Source organism: Massilia forsythiae (assembly GCF_012849555.1).
Taxonomy (GTDB): Bacteria; Pseudomonadota; Gammaproteobacteria; order Burkholderiales; family Burkholderiaceae_D; genus Telluria; species Telluria forsythiae.
In genome coordinates this window covers 4,353,665-4,375,157 of record NZ_CP051685.1, presented here as the reverse complement: position 1 = coordinate 4,375,157, position 21,493 = coordinate 4,353,665, and the positions used below count along the sequence as shown (strand labels likewise).

Below are 21,493 nucleotides of genomic sequence, written 5' to 3'. Positions count from 1 at the left end.
GTGTGGCCGCGTTTCGGGGATCTTATTCGGTGCGGTAGTTCGGCGCTTCCTTGGTGATCTGCACGTCGTGCACGTGCGATTCACGCATGCCGGCCGAGGTGATCTCGACGAATTCCGCCTTTTCGCGCAGTTCCTCGATGGTGCCGCAGCCGCAGTAGCCCATCGACTGGCGCACGCCGCCGACGAGTTGATAAATGATCGCCAGCACGCTGCCCTTGTAGGCGACGCGGCCCTCGATGCCTTCCGGGACGAATTTCTCGGCCTTGCTCGAGGCTTCCTGGAAGTAGCGGTCGGCCGAGCCTTCGGCCATCGCGCCCAGCGAGCCCATGCCGCGGTAGGACTTGTAGCTGCGGCCCTGGTACAGGATGACTTCGCCCGGCGCTTCTTCGGTGCCGGCGAACATCGAGCCCATCATGACGGTGTGCGCGCCCGCCGCCAGTGCCTTCGAGATATCGCCCGAGAAGCGGATGCCGCCGTCGGCGATGCAGGGCACGCCGGTGCCGGCCAGCGCTTCGGCCACGTTCGAGATCGCGGTCACTTGCGGCACGCCGACGCCGGCGACGATGCGGGTGGTGCAGATCGAGCCGGGGCCGATGCCGACCTTGACCGCGTCCGCGCCGGCCTCGACCAGCGCCAGCGCGGCGGCCGCGGTGGCGATGTTGCCGCCGATGACGTCCACTTCCGGATAGGTCGTCTTGATCCACTTCACGCTGTCGAGGATGCCCTGCGAATGGCCGTGGGCAGTGTCGACCACCAGCACGTCCACGCCGGCTTTCACCAGCAGATCGACGCGTTCCTTGTCCTTGTCGCCCACGCCGACGGCGGCGCCGACCAGCAGCTTGCCCTGCGCATCCTTGGAAGCGTTCGGGTGCTCGTGCGATTTCAAGATGTCCTTGACCGTGATCAGGCCGCGCAATTCGAACTTATCGTTAACGACCAGCACACGCTCCAGGCGGTGCTTGTTCATCAGACGCTTGGCCTCGGCCGTGTCCGCTTCCTCGTCGACGTACACGAGTTTTTCGCGCGGGGTCATCTTGGTGCGGGTCTCGGCGTCCAGGTCTTCTTCGAAACGCAGGTCACGGTTGGTGATGATGCCGACCACCTGGTTGCCTTCCACCACCGGGAAGCCGCTGAAGCCGTGCTGGTGCTGCAGGGCGATCACGTCGCGGATGGTCATCGTCGGCGGCACCGTGATCGGGTCGCGCAGCACGCCCGCCTCGAAACGCTTGACCCGCGCCACTTCGCGCGCCTGGTCCGCCGGGCGCAGGTTCTTGTGGATGATGCCGATGCCGCCTTCCTGCGCCATGGCGATGGCGAGGCGGGCTTCGGTCACGGTGTCCATCGCGGCGGAAATCACCGGGATGTTCAGCGACAGGTTCCGGGTCAGCTTGGTACGCAGCGAGGTGTTGGCCGGGAGAATATTCGAGTAGGCCGGGACAAGCAGCACGTCATCGAACGTGAGTGCTTTCTGAAGAAGACGCATAGTTGATTTCCTATAGGCGCAAAAGCGAATTATACAGAAAGTCGTCGTCTTCTTCTCAAGGTCGCCCAAAAAAGGCCGCTAAGCGGTATGACACGCACGTTCGCTGCACGTTCGGTGCAGATCGGCCTCGATCGAGGCCGATTTGACAAGCCGGAAAAAACGTGGCGAAATCAAAGACTTAACCTACGGAAATATTCAAGGAACCGGCATGATCCGATACTGGCCGCGTCCGCTTCTCGCGGGCGCCCTTCTTGCGCTGATGCTGCCGACACAGTTGGCCCACGCGCAGTATTCTTCCTGGATCGACGAAAAAGGCACGCGCGTGTTCTCGGACCGGCCGCCGCCGCCGGGCACGCCTGCCAGCCGCATCGTCAAGGCGCCGCGCGGGTTGCAGGCGCCGGCTGGGCCTGACGGCATGGCGGCAGCGGCGCCCGGCTCCAGCGCCGGCGTCGTTGCGGCGGGCGACGCTGCGGCAGCTTCTGCCGGCGCGCCTACGGCCAAGGCGGCCAGTGCGCCCACGGCGGCACCGAACAAGCCGCCGTCGCTGGCCGAGCGCGAAGCCGATTTCCGCAAGCGCAGCGCCGAGCGTGCCGAGCAGGACAAGAAGGCGGCGCTGGAGGCCGAGCGCAAGGCGGCGCGCGCCGAGCAATGCGCGTCGGCGCGCGACTACGAGGCACAGCTGACGTCGGGGGCGCGCGTGGCGCACGTCGACGCCAACGGCGAGCGTGCCATCATGTCGGACGAGGAAAAGGCGCGCCAGCTGGAGCGCGTGCGGCGCGCCAAGGCGGCTTGCTCTTGAACAGTTGTTAGAGGCGAGCCGGCCGCACGCCTACGAATGCAGGCTCATCCGGTAGCGGCGTCGTCCGCGCCGGCAGGACCGGGCGCAGCGGACACATCCGGCGTGGCCGCAGCAACCGGCGCAGCAGCGGATCCCGCCACGCCTACGGACGCTGACGTGGCGGCACCTTCCTTCTTGGCAGCGCGCTTGCGCCGCGAATCCTTCGGATCGGCCACCAGCGCGCGGTAGATCTCGATACGGTCGTGTTCGCGCAAGACCGTTTCCAGCGTCTTCTTCTTGCCGTAGATGCCCGCCGGCTGGGTCACCAGGTTGATCTCCGGGAAGCCGGCCAGCACGCCGCTGGCCTCGATCGCCTGGCCCAGGGTCGTGCCCGGCGCCACCGCCAGCGGCTGCAGGAACTCGCCCTGCGGCGTCGCGTACGCCACGGTCACGCGCACGTCCGCGGCCTGCGCCTGCTCAGCCATACACCGCCTCGGCGCGCTTGCTGAAGGAATCGACCATGGTGCTGGCGATCATGCCGAATACCGGGCCGACGATCTGTTCCAGCAGGATATTCGAGAACTCGTACTGCATGTCGAAGTCGATCTTGCAGGCATCCGCGCGCAGCGCCTTGAAGCTCCAGACCGCTTCCAGCATTTTGAAAGGACCGTCGACCAGGTGCATCTTCATTTGGGTCGGGCGCTGGTTGTGGTTCGACGTGGTAAAGCTCTGCTTGACGCCGTGAAAATTGATCTGCAGGCTGGCGACCAGCTTGTCGTCGCTGCGTTCGACCACTTTCACGCCGCTGCACCAAGGCAGGAACTTGGGGTAATCTTCGACCTTTGCCACCAGGTCGAACATCTGTTCGGCGCTATATCCCAGGAAAACCGATTTGTGCACTACTGCCATCGCTCAGCCGTTTGTTATGATGTTGGTACTGCATAGTTTAACCGACGCGCGAATTTTAGCTATTTCATGAGTATTGTTGATAATAAAAAAGCCTTTTTCGATTACTTCATCGAAGACCGTTACGAAGCCGGCCTGGTGCTGGAAGGCTGGGAAGTCAAGGCCATCCGCGACGGGCGGGTGCAGATCAAGGAAGCCTACGTGGTCGTCCGCAACGACGAGCTGTACCTGTTCGGCGCCCACATCAGCCCGATGACCACGGTGTCCGGCTGGAGCCATCCGGAAGCGCTGCGCACCCGCAAGCTGCTGCTGCACAAGGCCGAGATGGAGAAGCTGGTCGGCAAGGTCGACCGCTCCGGCTACACGCTGGTGCCGCTCAACCTGCACTTCAAGGGCGGGCGCATCAAGTGTGAGGTTGGCCTGGCCAAGGGCAAGAAGCAGCACGACAAGCGCGATACCGAGAAGGACCGCGACGCCAAGCGCGAGGTCGAAAAGGCGATGAAGACGCACCGGCGTTGATGTCGTAGCGCCCGGCATGTCCATTGCAGGCGTCCAGACGTAGGGTGGACGGCTATACCGGGCATGCTCGCGTATCGACGCCTATCGCGCCGTCCACGCGGTGATCGGTAACGGCCGATCTGCGAATTTTCCGGCGACGTTTGAACGCGTGGACGGCAACCATGTTGACCGTAATGCAGACGTCACGGCCTAGCCGTCCACTCTGAGAAACCGGCGGCGTCACGGGGGCTCCATGTATCAAGCCGCCGGCGCCTGCGCCGTATCGCGCGCCGCCCATCCGGCCAGCTGGCAAGCAATAAAACTCAGCACCAGCCCCGCCGCCACGCCGCACGCCAGCTTGAAGGCGCTGCCGAACAGCTGCGGCGCCACCAGGCCCGAGACCAGCGCGAACGACATCATCTGGATGAAGGCCAGCATCGACGACGCCAGCCCGCGGTTGTGCGGGAACAGGCCCAGCGCCGCCACCTGGAGCGCCGGCATCGCCACCGCCAGGCCGAAGGTGTACACCATCAGCGGCAGTACCGCCCACGGCACGGCCACCCGGTCGCCGCTCCAGGCGGTGTAGCCGACGTTCAGCACACAGGCCAGCGCCATCAGGCCGTAGCCGATGCGGCGCAGCGCGCCGGCCGGGTAGCGCGCCACGCGCTTGCCGCCCCAGGCCGAGCCGATCACCATGCCGCTGATCAGGGGGATGAACATCCAGGCGAACGCGGTCTCGGGCAGGTGCAGGATGGCCATCACGAAGTCGGCGGCGGCGCCGATGTAGATCGACAGGCCGCCGAAGGCCAGCCCCACGGCCAGCGACAGCAGCAGGAATTGCGGGTGGCCCAGCACTTTCAGGTAGTTGCGCGCAATGGCGCCGCCGTGGAAGGCGTGGCGCTTGTCCGGCGCCAGGCTTTCCGGCAGCAGCTTCCAGCACACCAACAGCATGACGGCGCCGAACAGGGTCAGGAACCAGAAGGTGGCGCGCCAGCCGAAGCTGACGTGCAGCCAGCCGCCCAGGATCGGCGCGATCGCCGGCGCCAGGCCGAACACCATCATGATGTGCGACATGATGCGCTGGGCGTCGGCGCCGCTGAAGCGGTCCTGCACGATGGCCTGGCCGATCACCGAACCGGCGCCGGCCGACAATCCCTGCAGCGCGCGGAACGCCAGCAGCCAGCCGAAGGTCGGCGCCAGCGCCGCGCCGAACGAAGCCAGCGTGTACATCGCCAGCGCCGCCAGGATTACCGGACGCCGTCCGAACGAATCGGACAGGGTGCCGTAGAACAGCATCATGAACGCGAACGTGAACAGGAACACGCTCAGGGTCTGCTGCACCGCCACGGGCCCGACGGCGAAGTGGCGGCCGATCGCGGGGATCGACGGCAGGTAGGTATCGATCGCCAATGCGCCAACCATGCCCAGGCAGGCGAGGATGACGGTCAGGAGTCTTTGCACGGGAATGCCTTCACAAGAAAATTCGGCACTGCACCATGCGAGCGTCCGAGGGACGCGATTGTAGCGGCAATCCCGCCACAGGGTAATGGACCGCATCGTCGTTCCCGCGAAGGCGGGAACCCATGCAGAGCGTCCATGACCGCTTCTTCGCACAGTCATGGACCAGCACTGGACATCATTCGTGCCGGTACAGCGACATCCCGAAGCGCTCGGTGCGCGGCATCCAGTTACCCTGGTAGTCGGCCGACACCAGCACCCGCTCGGCGCGCCCGACCAGCAGCTTGCGCGGCACCAGGCCGATCACGCGCGAGTCGGCGCTGTTGTCGCGGTTATCGCCCAGCATCAGGTACTCGCCGGCGGGCACGGTCAGCGGACCGAAGTTGCGCGCCGCCCTGATCTCCGGCAGCACCTGGATATGGCGGCGCCTGCCGCCGGCGCCGTCGAAGGATTCCGCCAGCTGCAGCGCGCGCACCGCGCTGCCGCCGACCGAATCCAGCGATTCCTCCACCAGCTTGTAGTCGGCGCCCTTGCCGTTGATGTACAGGCGCTCGTTGCGCATCTCGACGGTGTCGCCGGGCAGCGCCACCACGCGCTTGATCAAGAGCGTGCCGCCCTGCGGCGAGCGGAAGGTGACGATGTCGCCGCGCGCGGGCTCGCCGGTACGCGCCAGCACCACGTCGGTCAGCGGCACCTTCAGGTCGAAGGCCACGCGGTTGACCAGCACCACGTCCCCTTCCAGCAAGTTCGGATGCATCGACGCCGAGGGAATCGGGTTCCAGTCCGCTACCGCGGTGCGGAACACGCCGAACAGGACCAGGAAGGCCAGGAAGCCTTTGTTGTTGCGCACCCAGGTTTTCACCGCGAGACTCCTTCGTTGTTGTGGTGACGAAGTTATACGTGGTATTGACGGCCCGATGCTTAGCAGAAGATTAAACCCGCGACGGCGTCCGCTTGGTCCCGCGCGCGGCAACGGCAGAGTGGGCATTTTGATAAAATCGGCTATCGCCTGCGAGGCCGGGGAACGCCCGGCTTCGGCGGCCCGTCATCATTTTTTTGGAAGGAACATCATGTCCCATCATCCGCACCGCTCCCGTGCTTCGTTCCGCGTGGATGCCTAACATGCGCGACCCGGCAAAGGCGGCCACTGCCGAAGTGGCATTCGAACTGGGCAAGATCACGCGGCGCGCGCTGGACCATGCCGGCAAGGAGGCCGGCGAGGCCGAACTGCACAACTTCGCCAACAACCTGCTGGAAGCGGGATTCGAGAAGATCGACAACGATTTGCTGATGGTCTTCGTGGCCGGCTTCCACGAAGGCGATCCGCCCGAACGGCGCGCCGGCCGCGCCGAGCGCTGAGCGGCCCCGCTGCGGCGCTTAGAACATGTCTTAGTGCGGCGACTTGAGCGGCTTGGCCCAGTGCCAGCCGCCCACCAGCACCGGCACGGCCAGTGCGGCCACCGACACCAGGTCCCACACGCCGTCGCCCACCAGTCCCACCAGCAGCCCGGCGAGGTTCAGGATGCCGAGCAGCACCGGCATGCCCCAGATCTGCGCCGTCGTCTTCATCGCCCTTCCCCGCCGCGCGCCAGCGCCGGCGCGGCCGTCTCGACGGCGCCGCCGGCGCCCTTGCGCGCCTTCGCTTCGGCCCTGGCCGAGCGTCCGCGCTTGACCCATAAGTACAGCCCGCTGCCCAGCACGACGATGGTGGCGACGTCGAGCAGCGCCCACAGCAGCTGCATGCCGGCGCCGCCGTAGTCGCCGAAATGCAGCGGTTGCGACACCAGCAGCGCGGTCAGGTACCACGGCAGATTGCGGCGGTCGGTGATCTCGGCGGTCTGGGCGTCCACCAGCACCGGCTTGTACAGGCGCGCCGTGAGCGCCTGGTCGCCGTGCATGTAGACGCCGTAGTGATGCGGCGTGGCGAACGGCGTGCCAGGAAAGGCGACGAAGCCGACCGCCATGCCCGGCTCGGCGGCCTCGGCGCGCGCGATCGTGGTCTGCATCGACGCCAGTCGCGTGGGCGCCGGCTGGCCCCGGTAGGGCTCCGTCATCTCGGCGATCTCGGTGGCTTGCCACACCTTCAAGAGCAGGTCGGCCCAGGTGTTGACGACGCCGGTGGCGCCGACCACCAGCGCCCACACCAGCGTGACGATGCCGAGCAGGTTGTGCAGGTCGAGCCATTTCAGGCGCGCGGTGCGGCCATGGCGCACGGTGCCGAAGTCGAGCTTGCGCATGAAGGGCGCGTACAGCACCACGCCGGAGACGATCGCCGCCAGCAGCAGCAGGCCCATGAAGCCGAGGAACAGCTTGCCCCACAGGCCGGCGAACAAATCGACGTGCAGGTGGAACATCAGCGACATGAAGCCGCCGCCCTCGATCGGCGGCTCGCCCACGTAGCGGGCGGTGCGGGCGTCGACCGCGATCGACTTGAAGTGCTCGTCGGTCGGATGGTCGCCCATGGTCAGAAACCACAGCGCCGGCTCGTCCTTGTCCTGCGACATGTACATCATGACCTTGCCTGGATAGCGCGCCTTGCCGGCGGCGATCACCTGGTCGATGTCGGCGCGCGGCGGCGCCTTGCCTTCGGCGGCCAGCGCGGCGGGCAGCGCCGGCGCTTCGATCTCGTTGCCCAGCAGGTGGCCGATCTCGTGGTGGTAGATCAGCGGCAGGCCGGTCAGGCACAGCAGCAGCATGAAGACGGTGCAGACCAGGCTGCTCCACTTGTGGATCCAGGACCAGCGGCGCAGTTGTACGGGAGTCATGTGGGGGCGATCGGAAGGCGGGATGACGTCGGATGGGACGCGCGGCCGCAGGCGAACCTGTGGCGCACGCGCCCGGATAGTAATGGTTCTCATTTACGAATGCAAGGGCGGCGGGCTATAATGAGAATCATTCTTATCAAACATGTACAGTTCCATGAAGATCCACGCCTTGCCGCTCATTCCGTTCACTTCGCTCACCCCGATCGCCATCGGCGCCCTGCTGCTGGCCGCCGGCGCCGCCTCCGCCCAGACTGTGGAGGGCCAACAATCCGGGGCCGACATGTCGACCGTGGTGGTGAGCGCCTCGGCCGACGCCTCGGCCCAGGGCTTGCCCGCCGCCTATGCCGGCGGCCAGGTGGCGCGCGGCGGCCGTCTCGGCCTGCTCGGCAACGTCGACATCATGGACGCCCCCTTCAACGCCACCAACTACACCCAGGCGCTGATCCAGGACCAGCAGGCGCGCAGCGTGGCCGACGTGGTGCTGAACGACCCCTCGGTGCGGGTGGCGCGCGGCTTCGGCAATTTCCAGGAACTGTACGTGATCCGCGGCTTCCCGGTGAACTCGGACGACCTCGCGTACAACGGTTTATACGGTTTGCTGCCGCGCCAGTTCGTGGCGGCGGAACTGCTGGAGCGCGTGGAAGTGCTGCGCGGCGCCAACAGCTTCATCAACGGCTCGACGCCAGGGAGCGGCGGCATCGGCGGCATGATCAACCTGCTGCCCAAGCGCGCCCCGAACAGCGACCTGAGCCGGGCGACCCTGGGCATCGAATCGGGCGGCCAGGGCTACGGCGCCTTCGACGTGGCGCGCCGCTTCGGCGACGAGCGCCGCGGCGGCATCCGCGTCAACGCGGTGCGGCGCGACGGCGACACCGCGGTCGACCGCGAACAACGCCAGCTGAACCTGCTGTCGGTCGGCCTCGACTACCGCGGCGATGCCTACCGCCTGTCGGCCGACCTCGGCTTCCAGGAACACAAGCTGGACGCCGCGCGCCCGAGCGTGACCACCGGCGCCGGCCTGGCCGTCCCGCGCGCGCCGGACGGCGACAGCAACTTCGCCCAGCCCTGGACCAGGTCCAGCGAGCGCGACACCTTCGGCACGCTGCGCGGCGAAGTCGACCTGGCGCCGAACCTGGTGGCCTGGGCCGCCGCCGGCGCGCGCAACGGCGACGAGACCAACGTGCTGGCCTCGCCGACCACCACCAGCAACGCCGGCGCCACCGTCATGACGCGCTTCGACAATGCGCGCCGCGACCAGGTGCGCACCGGCGAGATCGGCGCGCGCGGCGACTTCGCCACCGGCCCGGTCAAGCACACCGTCAGCGTCACCGCCTCGGCCTTCGAGGTCAAGGAACGCAACGCCTACGCCCTGGGCAACTTCAGCGGCTGGGCCTCGAACCTGTACGCGCCGGTCGACGTCGCTGCGCCGCCGAACGACTTCTTCACCGGCGGCCGCCTGGACGCGCCGCTGCTGACGCGCAAGTCGATCCTGGGCAGCTACGCAGTGGCCGACACGCTCGCCCTGTTCGACGACGCCGTGCGCGTGACCGTGGGCGCGCGCCGCCAGACCATCAAGGACTTCGGCTACGACTACAACAGCGGCGTCCAGAACGCGGCCTATGACAAGAGCGCCACCACGCCGGTGGCCGGCATCGTCTACAAGCCCCTGAAGAACGTCTCGGTCTACGCCAACTACATCGAAGCGCTGCAGAAGGGACCGGTGGCCGCGGGCGTGAACATCGTCAACCAGGGCGAAGTGTTCGCGCCGTATACCTCGCGCCAGAAGGAAGTCGGCGTCAAATACGATGGCGGCAAGCTGGGCGCCAGCCTGGCGCTGTTCACCACCTCGCAGCCGCTGGGCTTCGTGGTCGACCGCCGCTTCGGCCTGAACGGCGAGCAGCGCAACCGCGGCGCCGAGCTGTCGGTGTTCGGCATGCCGGCCCAGGGGCTGCGCGTGCTGGGCGGCCTGACCCTGCTGGACGCCGAACAGCGCCGCACCGCCGGCGGCGTGAACGCCGGCAAGGACGCGATCGGCGTGCCCGGCACCCAGCTGAACCTGGGCGCCGACTGGGACGTGCCGCAGGTGGCCGGCCTGGCGCTGACGGCGCGCGCCCTGACCACCTCCAAGCAATACGCCGACGGCGCCAACACCCAGCAGCTGCCGTCCTGGACGCGCCTGGACCTGGGCGCCAACTACCTGGCCCGCGTGCTGGAACGCGACGTGACCCTGCGCGCGCGCGTCGACAATGCCTTCGACCGCAGCTACTGGGCGTCGGCGGGCGGCTATCCGGGCTACGGCTACCTGGTGCTGGGTGCGCCGCGCACGTTCACGCTGTCGGCGAGCGTGGATTTCTGACGGCGTTGTCAATGTCTCGACGGATGGTCTCCGTGCGTTCATCCGACGTTCGCAGCGCAATGCCGTTGTTCCCAGTCACGCCGGTCGAACGCGTGGACAGCGGAGCTCTCCACCCTACCCGGCACGGCGGCGATCGATTCGCCCCCGTAACGCCGTTTGCGGCTAGGATGGCATCTTTCCCATCGCTTGCCACCCATGCCGCCCTTCCTTCGTTCCTGCCTTCCCGCCTTGCGCCTGCCCGCCGTGCTGCTGGCCCTCCTCGCCGGCAGCGCCATCGCGCAATCGGCCCCGTCTCCAGCGCCCGCCGTCGTCCCGCTGCGCTTCGTCAACGGCCTGCCTTTCGTGCAGGTCGCCGTCGGCGCGGCGCGCAGCGAGATGATGTTCGACAGCGGCGGCGGCTTCGGCATCTCGCTGCCGACCGCGACCATCGACGACGCCGGCTCGGTCACCATGCTGGACGAGACGAGCCGGTTTTCCGACCTGCTCGGCCAGGTGCACGAGGTGCGCAAGCTGGTCGCACGGCGCGTGACCGTCGGCCGCACCGCCTTGGAACCGGTGCGTGGACGCGTGCATGTGAACTGGGGCGGCGCACCCGAAGGCCCGGATGCGGAGCTTACGCGCGCGCGCAACGGCGGCGCCATCGACCTGCTCGCGTTCGGCGAGCGCGCGCTGATGTTCGATTACGCACGGCGCACACTGACCATCTACGCGCCCGGCCGGCATCCGCTTGCCGATCCCGAGGCGCGCGCCGCCGGCTGGCAGTCGCTGCGCCTGGAACACGGCAAGACCGGACCTTACGTGACGCTGCGCGTGGGTAGCAAGCCGCTCAAGCTGGTGCTGGACACGGGCGCCCCGCTCAACTTCATCAACCCGGGCAGCCTGGCGGGCACCGCAGGCAGATGCGACGACGCGGGCGACGCGCCTGATCCATGCAACTTGCCCGACGTGCGCACCGAAGGCGGCGCGGCGCTGGGCGCGATGAAGGCGCGCGCCATGTCCCTGGACGGCGCCCCCTTCGACGGGCTGCTGGGCGCGCCCTTCTTCGCGGCGCGGCGGGTGCTGTTCGACCCGGCTGCGCAGCGCCTGCTGATCGCCCCCGCGGACCCCGCCGGCGCCGCCCGATCCACGGCGCCGGTGCCCTAGCCTGAAGGCCAGGCTGCCAGGCGCGCCCGCTGCAAGGCGCGTTCAGGCATTCGGCGTGGACGTGGTCGCGCGGATCAGGTCCGGCTTCTGGCTCTTGACGATCTGCAGCGCGCTGGCGATCAGGCCACTCATGTCGCCCAGGTCGGCCGGCACGATGATGGAATTGTTGGTTTTGGCCAGCTTGCCGAACGCATCCACGTAGCGCTCGGCCACGCGCAGATTGACGGCGTCTGCCCCGCCCGGGCTGCGGATGGCGTCGCCCACCTGGCGCAGCGCGGTGGCGCTGGCGTCGGCCAGCGCCACGATCGCGGTCGCATCGCCCTGGGCACGGTTGATCGCCGCCTGCTTCTCGCCTTCGGAACGGGCGATGGCCGCCTCGCGCTCGCCGCTGGCGATGTTGATCGCTTCCTGGCGCCGTCCTTCCGACGCCGCGATCAGCGCGCGCTTCTCGCGCTCGGCGGTGATCTGGCGCTGCATCGCGTGCAGGATCTCGGCCGGCGGCGTCAGGTCCTTGATCTCGTAGCGCAGCACCTTGACACCCCAGTTGGCGGCCGATTCGTCGATCGCGTTGACGATGGTGGTGTTGATGTGGTCGCGCTCCTCGAAGGTCTTGTCCAGTTCCATCTTGCCGATGACCGAGCGCAGCGTGGTCTGCGCCAGCTGGGTGATCGCCTGGATGTAGTTGGACGAGCCGTACGAGGCGCGCATGGCATCGGTCACCTGGAAGTACAGGATGCCGTCCACCTGCAGTTGCGTGTTGTCGCGCGTGATGCAGACCTGCGGCGGCACGTCCAGCGGAATCTCCTTCAGGCTGTGTTTGTACGCGATGCGGTCGATGAATGGCACCACGATGTTCAGTCCTGGCGCCAGGGTGGCGTGGTACTTGCCGAGACGTTCGACCACCCAGGCGTGCTGCTGCGGCACGACGTTGATGGTCTTGAACACGAACACCAGGGCGACGATGAAGATCACCAGTGCGACGCTACCGAAGGAGAACATGGACGGGCCTTTCTCGTTGTTGACGACGATGCCGGCCGAACGGGTCGGCCGGTCACACGAACATGCCATGCCGCGGCCGCCGCGGCATGGGCGCTTCAGCCATTGGCCACTACCAGCCGGCTGCCCAGCACCTCGACGATGCGGAACTGGCCCGGGTGCGCCGTGGCGCCCTGCCCCAGCTCGACGTCCCACAGCGCGCCGCGGTACAGTACGCGCGCGCGGCCATTGTCCCAGGCCGGCACCGACACGTGCTGGCCGATGTCCAGGTTGACGTTGCGGTCGCGCGTGGCGTCCTGCCGGGCCGGACGGCCGAAGCGCGAACGGTGCAGCAGCCCGGTGGCGGCCACGCCGACCACGCCGGCCACGATCGCCTGCAGCGGCAGGGCCGCGCCGAGCAGCGCCACCACGCCGCCGACGGCCAAGCCGATGGCGATCATCAGCAGGTAAAAGGTGCCGATGAACAGTTCGAGGATCACGAGTATGCCGGCGAGCGCCAGCCAGCCCATCCAGTCAGCCATGGTTTCCTCCCGTTCCGAACGATGAAAACCCCCGCCTCCCGGAACGAGCGACGAGGGCTGGCCAGCGCAGCGGCGTGCATGGCCAGTGTAACTTCCCGGCGCGCAGAGTCAATAGCCGTCTTGTAAATTTGCAATCTTGTCCGGATGGCGCCGATTTGATTGCTGTTCGATAAACACCGCTGCCCTGCCGATTTTGATACCATCTGGCAATTCCTTCATGAAAGCCGGGTAGCGCGCTGCCCGCTCCTATGTCCGCCCATCCCTCCCCGAACGCCTGCCGATGCTGAGCACCACCAGCCTGTTCCTGCTCATGATGGCCATGTCGGCGGTGATGCTGCTGGTGCTGTCGTCGCAGGCGCACAGCGGCGCCAGGGGCATCCGCGAATGGTCGGTCGCCAATGCGATGGCGATGGCCGCCATGCCGCTGTTCGCCGCACGCGACCATATTTCGGCCTTGCTGTCGATCGAACTGGCGAACGCCCTGATGATCGGCACCTCGGTCATGATGTACGCCGGCTTTCGCCGCCACCTTGGATGCGGCGTGCAGTGGCGCGCACTGGGTGGATTCGCCGCGGCCACCATGGCGACGGTGGTGGCGCTGCATGTCGGCATCGACTCCACCCCGCTGCGCGTGGCCGTGGTGTCGCTGCTGCACGGCGGCCTGTGCATGGCGATGTGCCGCAGCGTGTGGACGGCGCTGCCTGCGGCCCCGCGCCGCTATCCCTACCTGTTCACGATGGGCGCCGCGTTCGGCATCGGCATCGGGCTGTTCGTGCGCGGCGCCGCTTACGGCGCACGCGTGGCCGGCTGGCTGCCGTCAGTGGACGTGCCGACGCTGGACCTGGTGTTCTTCGCCTGCGGCACCCTGTCGATACCGACGCTGACGCTGGGCGCCGTCATGATGGCCAACGCCGAGATCATCGCGCGCGCCAACCACGCCGCCGACCACGACCACCTCACCGGCGCGCCCTCGCGCCGCGCCTTTTTCGCGGCAGCCGAGCGCGAACGCGCCCATGCGGCGCGCACGCAGGCGCCGATGTCGCTGCTGCTGTTCGACGTCGACCATTTCAAGCGCATCAACGACACCCACGGCCACGCGGCCGGCGACCGGGTGCTGGTGGAGATCGTCGCGCGCACCGGCGCGCTGCTGCGCAGCCGCGACCTCGGCGGGCGCCTGGGCGGCGAGGAATTCGCCGTGCTGCTGCCCGCCACCGCGGCCGATACCGCATTGCACACGGCGGAGCGCCTGCGCGCGGCCCTGCAGTGCGTGGCGCACGACCCGTCCGTCGAGCGCGGCGCCGACGACGCGGCGGCGGCCATCGGCTACACGGTCAGCATCGGGGTCGCCACCCTGGCGCCGGGCGAAACCGTGGCCGACCTGCTGTCGCGCGCCGATACCGCCCTGTATGCCGCCAAGGCGGCCGGGCGCAACCGCGTCATGGCGGCCGCGGCCGCACGCCATGACGGCGCGCGCCGCCGCGCCTGAACGCTGCCGGCGCGGCGGCTGCCGTCAATTGTCCTTCTTGCCGTGGCGCTCGACCACCTTGCCGACGGCATCGCCGTCGGTCTCCACCTTGCAGCTGCGGGTGCAGCGCGCGTAGGCGTCGTCGCAGGCGCCGTTGCGCGCCATGCGGCGGTGCTGCAGGCCCGAGCGTTCCAGCGCACCGTTGTCGCTGGAAAGCATCTGCACCTGGGCAACGCGCGCGAGCGGGTTCTTGTCCGGCGTACCGTCCGGCAGCAGGCCTTCGTTGTAGGCCGTCTTGCCGACGCTGGCCAGGCACTGGGTTTTTTCCGAATTGCACACCGACTTGCAGAAGGCGGCGTCCTGGGCGAAACCGGCGCTGGACAATGCCAGCAAGATCATCGAAAGAACAAGGCGTTTCATGGCATCCTTCGGAAAATAATTTCCGAAAGAATAACGCATTCGCGTCTGCAGGCAAGATCCTGTTACAAAACAGAAATAAAAAAGCCCTCCGGCCCGAACGGACCGGAGGGCGCGACTGGTCAGCCCGGTTTTACTTCGCCGCCAGCTTCTGCCAGGTATCGATCACCGAATCCGGGTTCAACGACATCGATTCGATGCCCTCGTCCACCAGCCACTCGGCGAAGTCGATGTTGTCCGACGGCCCCTGGCCGCAGATGCCGACGTACTTGCCCTGCGCGCGGCAGGCCTTGATCGCCAGCGACAGCATCGCCTTGACCGCCGGGTCGCGTTCGTCGAAGTCCTTGGCCAGCAGCTCCATGCCGGAATCGCGGTCCAGGCCCAGGGTCAGCTGGGTCAGGTCGTTGGAACCGATCGAGAAGCCGTCGAAGTATTCCAGGAACTGCTCGGCCAGGATGGCGTTGGACGGCACTTCGCACATCATGATGACGCGCAGGCCGTTCTCGCCGCGCTTCAGGCCATACTTGGCCAGCAGCTCGATCACCTTGGCGGCCTGGCCCAGGGTGCGCACGAACGGGATCATGATCTCGACGTTGGTCAGGCCCATTTCCTCGCGCACGCGCTTCATGGCCATGCATTCCATCTCGAACGACTCGGCGAAGTCCTCGGCCAGGTAGCGCGCGGCGCCGCGGAAGCCCAGCATCGGGTTTTCCTCGTCCGGCTCGTAGCGCGAACCGCCGATCAGCTTCTTGTACTCGTTCGACTTGAAGTCGGACAGGCGCACGATCACCGGCTTCGGCCAGAACGCGGCGCCGATGGTGGCCACGCCTTCGGCCAGCTTGTCCACGTAGAACGCGCGCGGCGACGCGTGGCCGCGCGCCACCGATTCGACCGCCTTCTTCAGGTCGGCGTCGATGTGCGGGTACTCGAGGATCGCCTTCGGGTGCACGCCGATGTTGTTGTTGATGATGAATTCCAGGCGCGCCAGGCCGACGCCGCCGTTCGGCACCGACTGGAAGTCGAAGGCCAGCTGCGGGTTGCCGACGTTGAGCATGATCTTGGTCTTGATCGGCGGCAGTTCGCCGCGCACCACTTCCGACACTTCGGTTTCCAGCAGGCCGTCGTAGATCTTGCCTTCGTCGCCTTCGGCGCAGGACACGGTGACCAGGGTGCCGTCCTTGAGGATGTCGGTGGCGTCGCCGCAGCCGACCACGGCCGGCACGCCCAGCTCGCGCGCGATGATCGCCGCGTGGCAGGTGCGCCCGCCGCGGTTGGTGACGATGGCGGAGGCGCGCTTCATCACCGGTTCCCAGTTCGGGTCGGTCATGTCGGCCACCAGCACGTCGCCCGGCTGCACGCGCTCCATCTCGGACGGGTCGCTGATCACGCGCACCGGACCGGCGCCGATCTTCTGGCCGATCGCGCGGCCGGAGGTCAATACGGTGCCGCTGCCCTTCAGCTGGAAGCGCTGCTGGGCGTCGGTCGCCTTTTGCTGCGATTTCACGGTTTCCGGACGCGCCTGCAGGATGTACAGCTTGCCGTCGCGGCCGTCCTTGCCCCACTCGATGTCCATCGGGCGGCCGTAGTGCTTCTCGATGATGACCGCGTACTTGGCCAGTTCGACCACTTCGTCGTCCGTCAGCGAGTAGCGGTTGCGCTGCTCGACCGGCACGTCCACGGTGCGCACCGAACGCCCGGCCTTGGCTTCCTGGGTGAACTCCATCTTGATCAGCTTGGAGCCGATGCTGCGGCGGATGACCGGCTTCTTGCCCTGCTCCAGCATCGGCTTGTGCACGTAGAACTCGTCCGGATTGACCGCGCCCTGCACCACGGTCTCGCCCAGGCCGTAGCTGGAGGTGATGAACACCACGTCCTTGAAGCCGGATTCCGTGTCGATGGTGAACATGACGCCGGCCGCGCCGGTGTCGGAACGGACCATGCGCTGCACGCCGGCGGACAGCGCCACCTCGGCGTGCGTGAAGCCTTTATGGACGCGGTAGGAGATCGCGCGGTCGTTGTACAGCGAGGCGAACACGTGCTTCATGGCTTCCAGCACGTTGTCGATGCCGACCACGTTGAGGAAGGATTCCTGCTGGCCGGCGAAGGAGGCATCCGGCAAGTCTTCGGCGGTGGCCGAGGAGCGCACCGCGAACGAGATCTCGGTATCGGAATCGGCCACCAGGCGCTCGTAGAAGTCGCGGATATCCTGTTCCAGGCGCGGCTGGAACGGGGTGCCGACGATCCAGCCGCGGATCTCGGCGCCGGCCGCGGCCAGCGCGCGCACGTCGTCCACGTCCAGGCTTTCCAGGCGCAGCGCGATGCGCTGGCCCAGCGAGGGGCCGCCGTCGGCGCTGTGGCGCAGGAAGTCGCGGAACGCCTCGGCCGTGGTGGCGAAGCCGCCCGGCACGCGCACGCCGGCGCCGGCCAGCTGGCTGATCATTTCACCGAGCGAGGCGTTCTTGCCGCCGACCGACTCGACGTCGGTCATGCGCAGTTGTTCGAACGGTGCAACATAGACGTTGTCGCCGGCGCCAGCGCCGGCTTGTGGATCTGGAACGTTCAATGCTGCGGTAGACAGGTTGGTCATGATAAAACACCTTCTTTGATGATGGAAACCGGTACGGTGGGATGGGCTGCGGATGGACGCTGCGCGGCGGTGCATACGGAGTAGCACGGCGGGTGTCGCGAGGTCCGGGCGTTTCTTGTTATTCTTGGTTGCGTACAGCACAATCCCGGAAAGGAGTCCGTCGTCTTCGCGCATCGGCACCGATGGCGCGGCGCGGCGGATGGCGGACTTCCTGAAACCGTTGCAGAGCATTTTACCGCGTGATTGCGATTCGCAGCGCGGCGCCTGCAAGTTTGTCATCATATTAGCAAAAAGGCACTATGACCACCTCCAGCACTCCAGGCAACCAGGGCGCGGCGCGCACCGTGCTCTTCGTCTCCGACGGTACCGGCATCACCGCGGAGAGCTTCGGCCACGCGGTGCTGAGCCAGTTCGAGATGCGCTTCCGCCAGATCCGCCTGCCCTTCATCGACACCATCGACAAGGCCCACGAGGCGGCGCGCCGCATCAACGAAATCGCGCAGGCCGACAACCAGCGCCCGATCGTGTTCTCGACACTGGTCAAGCACGACCTGTCGAGCGTGATCCGCGCCGCGCAGGGCATGCACATGGACCTGTTCCAGACCTTCGTCTCGCCACTGGAACAGGAACTCGGCGTGAAGTCGACCCACACCATCGGCCGCATCCACAACGTGGTCGACACCGAGGAATACAAGAACCGCATCGAGGCGATCAACTTCTCGCTGGCGCACGACGACGGCCAGTCGCACAAGAACCTGGCAGATGCGGACGTGATCCTGGTCGGCGTGTCGCGCTCGGGCAAGACCCCGACCAGCCTGTACCTGGCGATGCAGTACGGGATCAAGGCGGCGAACTACCCGCTGATTCCGGACGATTTCGAGCGCGGCCGCCTGCCCTCGGCGCTGCCGCAGTTCAAGCATAAGCTGTTCGGGCTGACCATCACGCCGGAACGCCTGGCCGAGATCCGCAACGAGCGCCGCGCCGGCAGCAAGTACGCGTCGATCGAGAATTGCCGCTACGAGGTGAACGAGGCCGAGCAGCTGATGCGGCGCGAAGGCATCCGCTGGCTGTCGTCGACGACCAAGTCGATCGAGGAGATCTCGACCACGATCCTCCAGGAGATCAAGCCGGAATCGAGCGCGCGCGCGCAATATTGACGGCGATGTTTATTGGCACGCGGACGATACCGGGCGTAGGGTGGACGGCTCCGCCGGACGGTTCGCATCACGACCACGCCGGCGCCGTCCACGCGTTCACACCGCGTTCGAATCGACGGGCGCCGTTGTTGGCGCGGGGCGATGCCGGGGCCGGCGATCACCGCCGATATCGATGGTCTAGAAAAACTGCCGCCACTCTTCGAGCCAGCCCGGAAAATCCGCCGTCGCCATCGGATTGGCGATGTGGTAGCCCTGCGCATAGGTACATCCCAATCCCTGCAGGAAATCCCAGTCCTGGCGCGTTTCCACGCCCACCGCCACCGACATGCGGTCCAGGCTGTGCGCCAGTCCGAGGAAGGATTTCAGCACGGTGCCGATCGGGCGCTTCTTGGAGGCGCCGTCGACGAACGAGCGGTCGATCTTGAGTTCCGAGAAGGGAATGCGCGCCAGCAGCTGCAGGTTCGAGCGCGCGGTGCCGTAGTCGTCGATGGCCAGGCCGAAGCCCATCATGCGCAGGCGCACCAGGCGCTCGATGAAGCCGGCGTCGAAGTCCAGGATCGACGACTCGGTCATCTCGAAGCTGACGTAATCCGGCAGCAGGCCGTGGCGCGCCATGCAGGCGCCGGCCTGGCGCAGGAAGTTCGGATGCGCCAGCGTGGCCGGCGCCAGGTTCATCGAGAGCGACACCGGGATGCCCTGGTCGTGCAGGCGGCGGCAGCGCTCCACCGCCAGTTCCAGCATGGTCCAGTCGAGGAAATCGATGCGGCCGTTCTGTTCCAGCGCATCGATGAAGGCGCTCGGGCCGAGCACGCCATGTTCGGGGTGGCGCCAGCGCGCGAACGCTTCCACGCCCTTGACCTGGCCGGTGGCCAGTTCGATCTTGGGCTGGAAGAACGGTTCGAACTGGCGCTGCTGCAGGCCGACGCCGACCTCGGCGAAGCTGAGGCTGGGACCGGCGGCTTCCGGCGCCCGGCGCACGGCGCCCGGTGCGGGCGCCGCCGCGTCGCCGGCCAGCAGCGCCCGCAGCCGGGCGGCGCCGGCCGGCTTGGGGATCGTGCCGAGCAGTTCGACGCCATAGGCTTGCGCCAGGGTCTCCACCGAGAACAGCACGCTGGCCGGCTGGTCGCCGATCACGATCAGGCGCACGGTCGATTGCAGCGCGGCGATCGCGCACAGCAGTTCCAGGCCGTCCATGCCGCCCAGCGCCAGGTCGATGATGGCGACGTCCACGCGCGGCCAGAAGCCGGCCTGCAGGGTGCGCAGCGCGGCCGGGCCGTCCGGCACGTCGGTGATGCGGCCGGCGCCCAGCCCTTGCAGCGTGGCGATCAGCGCGCGGCGCTGGACCGGGTCGCCCTCCGCCACCAGGAAATGCAAGGGTGCCGGCGGCGCTGCGGGTTGCGAATGCGGGTTGTCCATCTCGGCTCCATCTTTGATTGCCCAAGAGTAACCCGAACGACCGGGCCGCGTCTATGCCTGGCGCTGGCGCAGCTGCTCGAAAAAGCACACCGCGGCGCAGGCCGCCACGTTCAGCGACTCGACCTGGCCGGCGTGCGGGATCGCCACCCGGTGCGTGGCCAGTTCCAGCAGCCCGGCCGACACGCCCTGGCCCTCGTGGCCGAGCAGCCAGGCGGTCGGGCCGCGCAGGTCGACGTCCCAGATGCGGCGCTCGGCGTAGCCGCTGGTGGCCAATACGGTCACCTCGGCAGCGCGCACCAGCGCGGGCAGGTCCACGTTCTCGAAGATGTCGAGCACGAAATGGGCGCCCATCGCCGCGCGCAGCACCTTGGGCGACCAGCAGAACGCGGTGCCGGGGCTGCAATACACTTGCGTGATACCGCCGGCGCCGGCGCTGCGCAGGATCGAGCCGACGTTGCCGGGGTCCTGCACGCCGTCCAGCAATACCGCCGATTCGGTCAGCACGGCGGGCCGGGCCGGCTGCGGCGTGGCGACCAGGAACAGCAGGTTGACGCCGTGCTCGACCTGGCTGAGGGCGCCGAACAGTGCGTCCGGCAGCGCCGTGACGTGGCCGCGCCCGCCCTCGACCCGTTCGACGACGGCCGCCACTTCCGGGTTGGCCAGCGCGCCTTCCGACACCACGCAGTGCAGCGGCGCGCCGGCCAGGTCGAGCCAGGCCTGGCACAGGTGCACGCCGTCCAGCAGCGTCTGGCCGGCCTTGCGGCGCGCCTGCGAGCTGGTGGAAAGCTGCTTGAGTTCCTTGTAGAAGGCATTGTCGCGCGAGGTGATGCTCTTCATGCGGCGGCTCCCTGGAACAGGTCCGCCTGCGCGGCGGCGACGGTTGCCCGGACCGGCTGCGGCAGCAGCGCGCGCACCGGCGCGAAGCTGCGCCGGTGCACCGGACAGGGGCCGTGCTCGCGCAGGCGCGCCAGGTGCAGCGCGGTGCCGTAGCCCTTGTGGCGGTCGAACGCGTACTCGGGATAGGCGGCGTGCAGCGCCACCAGTGCGGCGTCGCGCGCGGTCTTGGCCAGGATCGAGGCGGCCGAGATCGCATGCACCTTGTCGTCGCCCTCCACCACCGCGTGGGCGCGGATGGCGGCGGCGAGCTGCGGGCAGCGGTTGCCGTCGATCAGGGCGACGGTCGGCGCCGTGTGCAGCGCCTCCACCGCGCGGCGCATGGCCAGCATGGTCGCCTGCAGGATGTTGATGCTGTCGATTTCCTCGTGCGAGCATTCGGCCACGGCCCAGGCCAGCGCCTGTTCGCGGATGAGCGGCGCCAGTTCGTCGCGGCGCGCCTCGCTCAGCTTCTTGGAGTCGCGCAAGCCCTCGATCGGGCGGCGCGGATCGAGGATCACGGCGGCGGCGTAGACCGGCCCGGCCAGCGGACCGCGCCCGGCTTCGTCCACGCCGCACACCACGTCCTCGACCGTGAACGGACGGTTCCTGGCCGGCAGGCCCGGGTAAAAATCGAACTTTTTCTTGCTCATGTGCTGCTCGTTGATTGTGGT

21 protein-coding genes are annotated in these 21,493 nt (G+C 67.6%); 7 read left to right on the top strand and 14 right to left on the bottom strand.

Annotated elements, in window-relative coordinates:
* Positions 1-22 precede the first annotated feature (22 nt).
* Positions 23-1,483: an IMP dehydrogenase gene (guaB, locus tag HH212_RS18570; RefSeq protein ID WP_170203836.1), complete on the bottom strand. Its 1,461-nt coding sequence runs from the start codon at positions 1,481-1,483 to the stop codon at positions 23-25.
* A 208-nt stretch (positions 1,484-1,691) separates the two neighbouring features.
* Between guaB and HH212_RS18565 the strand changes: the two genes are divergently transcribed.
* Entirely contained in the window at positions 1,692-2,282 is a 591-nt protein-coding gene (locus tag HH212_RS18565) for a DUF4124 domain-containing protein (RefSeq protein WP_170203834.1), read from the top strand.
* Positions 2,283-2,326: 44 nt separating this feature from the next.
* Here HH212_RS18565 and HH212_RS18560 read toward each other — a convergent pair whose 3' ends face one another.
* Both HH212_RS18560 and HH212_RS18555 read right to left on the bottom strand, forming a co-directional pair.
* Positions 2,327-2,746, bottom strand: coding sequence for an RnfH family protein (locus HH212_RS18560; protein ID WP_170203833.1), 420 nt, complete (start codon positions 2,744-2,746; stop codon positions 2,327-2,329).
* Positions 2,739-3,170, bottom strand: coding sequence for a type II toxin-antitoxin system RatA family toxin (locus HH212_RS18555; protein ID WP_170203831.1), 432 nt, complete (start codon positions 3,168-3,170; stop codon positions 2,739-2,741). Before HH212_RS18555 ends, HH212_RS18560 begins: the two co-directional genes overlap by 8 nt.
* A gap of 66 nt (positions 3,171-3,236) precedes the next feature.
* On the opposite strand from HH212_RS18555, the gene smpB reads away from it, so the two are divergent.
* The gene (gene smpB, locus HH212_RS18550; RefSeq protein ID WP_170203829.1) at positions 3,237-3,686 is read left to right on the top strand and encodes an SsrA-binding protein SmpB; all 450 of its coding nucleotides are present in this window, start codon (positions 3,237-3,239) and stop codon (positions 3,684-3,686) included.
* Positions 3,687-3,923: 237 nt separating this feature from the next.
* Here the strand turns inward: smpB and HH212_RS18545 are convergent, their stop codons facing one another.
* Together HH212_RS18545 and lepB are read right to left on the bottom strand one after the other, a co-directional pair.
* Positions 3,924-5,126 carry a multidrug effflux MFS transporter gene (locus HH212_RS18545; protein WP_170203827.1) on the bottom strand — a complete coding sequence of 401 codons (1,203 nt, stop codon included), beginning with the start codon at positions 5,124-5,126 and terminating at the stop codon, positions 3,924-3,926.
* A 175-nt stretch (positions 5,127-5,301) separates the two neighbouring features.
* Positions 5,302-5,985, bottom strand: a complete 684-nt coding sequence (lepB, locus tag HH212_RS18540) for a signal peptidase I (RefSeq protein ID WP_170203825.1) — start codon at positions 5,983-5,985, stop codon at positions 5,302-5,304.
* Between the two features lie 260 nt (positions 5,986-6,245).
* Here lepB and HH212_RS18535 point away from each other — a divergent pair, with 260 nt between their 5' ends.
* Complete coding sequence (locus HH212_RS18535; RefSeq protein WP_170203824.1) at positions 6,246-6,482, top strand: hypothetical protein; 237 nt, start codon at positions 6,246-6,248, stop codon at positions 6,480-6,482.
* A gap of 30 nt (positions 6,483-6,512) precedes the next feature.
* Here HH212_RS18535 and HH212_RS18530 read toward each other — a convergent pair whose 3' ends face one another.
* Entirely contained in the window at positions 6,513-6,692 is a 180-nt protein-coding gene (locus HH212_RS18530; protein ID WP_170203822.1) for a hypothetical protein, read from the bottom strand.
* Positions 6,689-7,888 (bottom strand): PepSY-associated TM helix domain-containing protein, encoded by a 1,200-nt coding sequence (locus tag HH212_RS18525; protein ID WP_170203820.1) that lies wholly within the window; start codon positions 7,886-7,888, stop codon positions 6,689-6,691. Before HH212_RS18525 ends, HH212_RS18530 begins: the two co-directional genes overlap by 4 nt.
* A gap of 154 nt (positions 7,889-8,042) precedes the next feature.
* On the opposite strand from HH212_RS18525, the gene HH212_RS18520 reads away from it, so the two are divergent.
* Entirely contained in the window at positions 8,043-10,244 is a 2,202-nt protein-coding gene (locus tag HH212_RS18520; protein WP_170203818.1) for a TonB-dependent receptor, read from the top strand.
* Between the two features lie 195 nt (positions 10,245-10,439).
* The gene (locus tag HH212_RS18515) at positions 10,440-11,387 is read left to right on the top strand and encodes a hypothetical protein (protein ID WP_170203816.1); all 948 of its coding nucleotides are present in this window, start codon (positions 10,440-10,442) and stop codon (positions 11,385-11,387) included.
* A 42-nt stretch (positions 11,388-11,429) separates the two neighbouring features.
* Here the strand turns inward: HH212_RS18515 and HH212_RS18510 are convergent, their stop codons facing one another.
* Entirely contained in the window at positions 11,430-12,386 is a 957-nt protein-coding gene (locus HH212_RS18510; RefSeq protein ID WP_170205529.1) for an SPFH domain-containing protein, read from the bottom strand.
* Positions 12,387-12,481: 95 nt separating this feature from the next.
* Entirely contained in the window at positions 12,482-12,904 is a 423-nt protein-coding gene (locus tag HH212_RS18505; RefSeq protein ID WP_170203815.1) for an NfeD family protein, read from the bottom strand.
* Between the two features lie 280 nt (positions 12,905-13,184).
* Between HH212_RS18505 and HH212_RS18500 the strand changes: the two genes are divergently transcribed.
* Positions 13,185-14,390 carry a GGDEF domain-containing protein gene (locus HH212_RS18500; RefSeq protein ID WP_170203813.1) on the top strand — a complete coding sequence of 402 codons (1,206 nt, stop codon included), beginning with the start codon at positions 13,185-13,187 and terminating at the stop codon, positions 14,388-14,390.
* 24 nt (positions 14,391-14,414) lie between these two features.
* On the opposite strand, the gene HH212_RS18495 is transcribed toward HH212_RS18500, so the two are convergent.
* The gene (locus HH212_RS18495) at positions 14,415-14,789 is read right to left on the bottom strand and encodes a hypothetical protein (RefSeq protein ID WP_170203812.1); all 375 of its coding nucleotides are present in this window, start codon (positions 14,787-14,789) and stop codon (positions 14,415-14,417) included.
* A gap of 130 nt (positions 14,790-14,919) precedes the next feature.
* Complete coding sequence (gene ppsA / locus HH212_RS18490; RefSeq protein WP_255486837.1) at positions 14,920-17,373, bottom strand: phosphoenolpyruvate synthase; 2,454 nt, start codon at positions 17,371-17,373, stop codon at positions 14,920-14,922.
* 299 nt (positions 17,374-17,672) lie between these two features.
* Here ppsA and ppsR point away from each other — a divergent pair, with 299 nt between their 5' ends.
* Complete coding sequence (gene ppsR / locus HH212_RS18485) at positions 17,673-18,530, top strand: posphoenolpyruvate synthetase regulatory kinase/phosphorylase PpsR (RefSeq protein ID WP_211172365.1); 858 nt, start codon at positions 17,673-17,675, stop codon at positions 18,528-18,530.
* Positions 18,531-18,707: 177 nt separating this feature from the next.
* Here the strand turns inward: ppsR and HH212_RS18480 are convergent, their stop codons facing one another.
* Genes HH212_RS18480 through rnhB form a run of 3 tightly spaced genes read right to left on the bottom strand, consistent with a single transcriptional unit; the run spans position 18,708 to position 21,472 of the window.
* Positions 18,708-19,946: an EAL domain-containing response regulator gene (locus HH212_RS18480; RefSeq protein WP_170203810.1), complete on the bottom strand. Its 1,239-nt coding sequence runs from the start codon at positions 19,944-19,946 to the stop codon at positions 18,708-18,710.
* A gap of 51 nt (positions 19,947-19,997) precedes the next feature.
* Entirely contained in the window at positions 19,998-20,783 is a 786-nt protein-coding gene (locus HH212_RS18475; protein ID WP_170203808.1) for a TrmH family RNA methyltransferase, read from the bottom strand.
* Complete coding sequence (gene rnhB / locus HH212_RS18470; RefSeq protein ID WP_170203806.1) at positions 20,780-21,472, bottom strand: ribonuclease HII; 693 nt, start codon at positions 21,470-21,472, stop codon at positions 20,780-20,782. The genes HH212_RS18475 and rnhB overlap by 4 nt, the downstream gene beginning before the upstream one ends.
* Positions 21,473-21,493 lie beyond the last annotated feature (21 nt).

Bases quoted from the DNA above. Each gene is read 5' to 3' on its own strand.
- guaB (WP_170203836.1), bottom strand. From the start codon at position 1,483: ATGCGTCTTCTTCAGAAAGCACTCACGTTCGATGACGTGCTGCTTGTC.
- HH212_RS18565 (WP_170203834.1), top strand. From the start codon at position 1,692: ATGATCCGATACTGGCCGCGTCCGCTTCTCGCGGGCGCCCTTCTTGCG.
- HH212_RS18560 (WP_170203833.1), bottom strand. From the start codon at position 2,746: ATGGCTGAGCAGGCGCAGGCCGCGGACGTGCGCGTGACCGTGGCGTAC.
- HH212_RS18555 (WP_170203831.1), bottom strand. From the start codon at position 3,170: ATGGCAGTAGTGCACAAATCGGTTTTCCTGGGATATAGCGCCGAACAG.
- smpB (WP_170203829.1), top strand. From the start codon at position 3,237: ATGAGTATTGTTGATAATAAAAAAGCCTTTTTCGATTACTTCATCGAA.
- HH212_RS18535 (WP_170203824.1), top strand. From the start codon at position 6,246: ATGCGCGACCCGGCAAAGGCGGCCACTGCCGAAGTGGCATTCGAACTG.
- HH212_RS18530 (WP_170203822.1), bottom strand. From the start codon at position 6,692: ATGAAGACGACGGCGCAGATCTGGGGCATGCCGGTGCTGCTCGGCATC.
- HH212_RS18525 (WP_170203820.1), bottom strand. From the start codon at position 7,888: ATGACTCCCGTACAACTGCGCCGCTGGTCCTGGATCCACAAGTGGAGC.
- HH212_RS18520 (WP_170203818.1), top strand. From the start codon at position 8,043: ATGAAGATCCACGCCTTGCCGCTCATTCCGTTCACTTCGCTCACCCCG.
- HH212_RS18515 (WP_170203816.1), top strand. From the start codon at position 10,440: ATGCCGCCCTTCCTTCGTTCCTGCCTTCCCGCCTTGCGCCTGCCCGCC.
- HH212_RS18510 (WP_170205529.1), bottom strand. From the start codon at position 12,386: ATGTTCTCCTTCGGTAGCGTCGCACTGGTGATCTTCATCGTCGCCCTG.
- HH212_RS18505 (WP_170203815.1), bottom strand. From the start codon at position 12,904: ATGGCTGACTGGATGGGCTGGCTGGCGCTCGCCGGCATACTCGTGATC.
- HH212_RS18500 (WP_170203813.1), top strand. From the start codon at position 13,185: ATGCTGAGCACCACCAGCCTGTTCCTGCTCATGATGGCCATGTCGGCG.
- HH212_RS18495 (WP_170203812.1), bottom strand. From the start codon at position 14,789: ATGAAACGCCTTGTTCTTTCGATGATCTTGCTGGCATTGTCCAGCGCC.
- ppsA (WP_255486837.1), bottom strand. From the start codon at position 17,373: ATGACCAACCTGTCTACCGCAGCATTGAACGTTCCAGATCCACAAGCC.
- ppsR (WP_211172365.1), top strand. From the start codon at position 17,673: ATGACCACCTCCAGCACTCCAGGCAACCAGGGCGCGGCGCGCACCGTG.
- HH212_RS18480 (WP_170203810.1), bottom strand. From the start codon at position 19,946: ATGGACAACCCGCATTCGCAACCCGCAGCGCCGCCGGCACCCTTGCAT.
- HH212_RS18475 (WP_170203808.1), bottom strand. From the start codon at position 20,783: ATGAAGAGCATCACCTCGCGCGACAATGCCTTCTACAAGGAACTCAAG.
- rnhB (WP_170203806.1), bottom strand. From the start codon at position 21,472: ATGAGCAAGAAAAAGTTCGATTTTTACCCGGGCCTGCCGGCCAGGAAC.